Here is a 3,898-nt window from a genome sequence, read left to right on the forward strand (position 1 = left end):
CGACCGTGGCGGCGTCACTCCGATGCCGCCCGCTCTCGCGGTGCGCGCGCTGGGCAAGGCCGTCGGCGACACGCAGGTCGTCATCGCCGACATCGACTGGGACCGGTTCGTGCCCGCCTTCACGGCCTCCCGCCCCAGCAGCCTGTTCGCGCACTTCTCGAGCGCTGGACCGGAGACCGTGGCCGCCGAGGTGGACGACCTCGACGAGCTGGTCCGGTCCTGCACCGCGGGCGTGCTCGCCTACCCGTCGTCCGCCGACGTCGCGCCGGGCAGGGCGTTTCGCGATCTGGGCATCGACTCGCTGACCGCCCTGGAACTGCGCAACGTCCTCACGCGCGCCACCGGGCTCACCCTGCCCGCGACCCTCGTCTTCGACTTTCCCACCCCGGCCGCCCTCGCCGCCCACCTCGCCGAACTCCTCACCGGCACCGGAACCCGGCAGGCCACCCGCCCGGCGGCGGTGGCCGACGACCCGGTCGCGATCGTCGCCATGTCCTGCCGTTTCCCCGGCGGCGTGAGCAGCGTCGAGGACTTCTGGCGGCTGCTCGCCGACGGCGGTGACGCCTTGGGCGCCTTCCCCACCGACCGTGGCTGGGATCTCGACGCCCTGTTCGCCGCCGACCCCGACCGCCCCGGCACCTCGCACACCGCCGAGGGCGGCTTCCTCGCCGACGTCGCGGGGTTCGACGCGGAGCTGTTCGGCATCTCCCCGCGCGAGGCGCTGGCCATGGACCCGCAACAGCGGATCCTGCTCCAGACCGCGTGGGAGGCGTTCGAACGCGGCGGGCTCGACCCCCGGTCCGTGCGCGGCTCCGCGACCGGCGTGTTCGTCGGCACCAACGGCCAGGACTACGCCACCGCCCTGGGCGGCGACCTGTCCGAGTACGGCGGCTATCTCGCCACCGGTAACGCCGCCAGCGTCGTCTCCGGCAGGCTGTCCTACTCCTTCGGACTCGAAGGCCCGGCCCTCACCGTCGACACCGCGTGCTCCGCGTCGCTGGTGGCACTGCACCTGGCCGCCCAGTCGCTGCGGTCGGGTGAGTGCGACCTGGCGCTCGCGGGCGGTGTGACGGTGATGTCCACCCCCGCGGTGTTCGTCGAGTTCTCCCGCCAGCGCGGCCTCGCGGGCGACGGCCGCTGCAAGGCCTTCTCCTCGGACGCCGATGGCACCGGCTGGGGCGAGGGTGTCGGCCTGTTGCTGGTCGAGCGCCTGTCCGACGCCGAACGCCACGGTCACCCGGTCCTCGCCGTGCTGCGTGGCTCGGCCGTCAACCAGGATGGCACGTCCAACGGCCTCACCGCGCCGAACGGGCCCGCCCAGCAGCGGGTCATCCGCTCGGCCCTGGCTTCCGCCGGGCTTGACGGGTCCGATGTGGACGCGGTGGAAGCACACGGTACGGGGACCGTCCTGGGTGATCCAATCGAGGCGCAGGCCCTGCTGGCGACCTACGGACAGGGCCGGGACCGGCCGTTGTGGCTCGGGTCGGTGAAGTCCAACATCGGCCACACCCAGGCGGCCGCGGGCGCCGCCGGAGTGATCAAGTCGGTGCTGGCCCTGCGGCACGGGGTGTTGCCTCGGTCCCTGCACGTGGCCGAGCCGAACCAGCACGTGGACTGGACGGCGGGCTCCGTCTCGCTGCTCACCGATCCGCAGCCGCTGCCCGACACGGGACGCCCGTGGCGGATCGGCGTGTCCTCGTTCGGTGTCAGCGGCACCAACGCGCACCTGGTCGTGGAGCAGGCCCGGACGTCCGTAACGGAGCCCGCGGCACGTCCGGAGCGGGTGGTGCCCTGGATCGTCTCCGGCCAGACCGCCGACGCCGTTCGCGCCCAGGCCGCCCGGCTGAACCACGTCGAGGCGGAGCCGGTGGACGTGGCGCACACGCTGCTCACCGCCCGCGCGGCGCTGGAGCACAGTGGTGTGGTCGTCGGCCGGGACCTGGCCGAGCTGCGGTCCGGGCTCTCGACCGTCCAGCCGGTGACGGCGACGACGGGACGCGTGGCGTTCGTGTTCACGGGTCAGGGTTCGCAGCGGGTGGGGATGGGTCGTGGGTTGGCTGCGGCGTTTCCGGTGTTCGCGTCCGCGTGGGACGAGGTGCTGGCGTTGTTTCCGGCTGAGGTGCGGGAGGAGATCTCGGGTGGGTCGCGTCTCGGGGAGACGCGGTTTGCGCAGCCGGGGATTTTCGCGTTCGAGGTGGCGTTGGTGCGGCTGTTCGGGTCGTGGGGTGTGGTGCCGGATGTGGTGATGGGGCATTCGGTGGGGGAGATCGCGGCGGCGTGGGCTGCGGGGGTGTTCTCGTTGGAGGATGCGGCGCGGTTGGTGGTGGAGCGTGGTGCGTTGATGGACGCGGTGCGCACACCCGGGGCGATGGCCGCGATCGGTGTGTCGGAGGCCGAGGTGGAGCTGCCGGACGGCGTCGAGTTGGCGGCGGTGAACGCGCCGGAGTCGGTGGTGGCCTCCGGCGACGCCGACGCGGTGGAGACGTTGGTCGCGGACTACAAGGCGCGTGGGATCAAGGCGTCGCTGCTCGATGTGAGTCACGCGTTCCACTCCGCCCACATGGAGGACGTACTGGACGAGCTCGGCGAGTTCGTCGCGACCCTGCCGCGCGCGGCCGCGTCGGTGAAGTTCGTCGCGGTCGCGGGGGATCTGGACCCCACCGAGGTCGGGTACTGGGTCGACAACGTGCGCCGCACCGTCCGGTTCGCCGACGGTGCCGGGCGGTTGGACGCGGCACACGTCATCGAGGTCGGGCCGGACGCGGCGCTGACCCCGTGGCTCGACGGGGCGGTGGCCGCCCAGGGCAAGGGTGACGAGGAGTCCGCCGTCGTTCGCGCGCTGGGCGTGCTGCATGCGCGCGGGGTGACCGTCGACTGGTCGGAGTTCTTCGGCGGCACGGACCCGCGCGTGGTGGATCTGCCGACCTACCCCTTCCAGCAGCGCCGCTACTGGCCCGAGGCGAGCGGCGGCGGCAGCCGCTCCCTGCACTACGTCGAGGACTGGGCCCCCGTCACCGCGCCCGCCTCGCCCGGGGACTGGCTCGTGGTCCACGAGGACGGTCTCGAAGCGCCGCTGACCGGGAACCGGACTCTGGCGGTGCGGCGCGGGATCGGGCGGGCAGAACTCGCCACGCTGCTGGCCGGGGCGGGCGACGTCGTGTCCGTGCTCGACGACGCGGCCGACGTGCTGACCCTGTTGCAGGCCATGGGCGATGCCGGGGCCTCCGGACGGCTGTGGGCTGTCGTCGGCGACGACGCGGGAACCGCCGGCCTCGCCCGCACCGCCGCCCTGGAGTTGCCCGACCGGTGGGGCGGCGTCCTCCACCACGACGGCTCCGACTGGGATCTCGTCGCCCGCGCGCTCGGGGGAGGGGAGGACGAGCTCGCCGTCCGCGACGGCGCCTTGCTCGGCAGGCGCGTCGGCCGCCTGGCTCCGAGCGCGGGCACCTGGCAGCCGAGCGGAACCGTCCTGGTCACCGGTGGCACCGGGGCGCTCGGCGCGCACGTCGCTCGGTGGCTGCACGCGCAGGGCGTCGAGCGCATCGTCCTCGCCGGACGCCGCGGCCCCGACGCGCCCGGCGCGGTGGAGCTGGCAGCCGAAACCGGTGCGATCATCCGCGCGGTGGACGTCGCCGACCGCGACTCTCTCGCAGCGCTCATCGCCGAGTTCCCGCCGGATGCCGTCATCCACGCCGCCGGGCTCCTCGACGACGGTGTGGTCGACGGCCTCACCCCGGAACGGATGCGGGCCGTCGACATCCCCAAGATCGACGCCACCCGGCTGCTCGACGAGCTGACCGAGAACCTCGACGCGTTCGTCCTGTTCTCCTCGGCCGCCGCCACCTTCGGCTCCGCCGGGCAGGCCAACTACGCCGCCGCCAACGCGCGTCTCGACGCG

The 3,898-nt window shown here is 73.6% G+C and carries 1 protein-coding gene; it reads left to right on the forward strand.

Features of this window, described 5'->3' with window-relative positions:
- On the forward strand, positions 1-3,898 hold a 3,898-nt coding region (locus SACPADRAFT_RS33865; protein WP_456153874.1), incomplete at both ends, for a type I polyketide synthase.

It is taken from the genome of Saccharomonospora iraqiensis subsp. paurometabolica YIM 90007 (assembly GCF_000231035.2).
GTDB classification, from domain to species: Bacteria; Actinomycetota; Actinomycetes; order Mycobacteriales; family Pseudonocardiaceae; genus Saccharomonospora; species Saccharomonospora paurometabolica.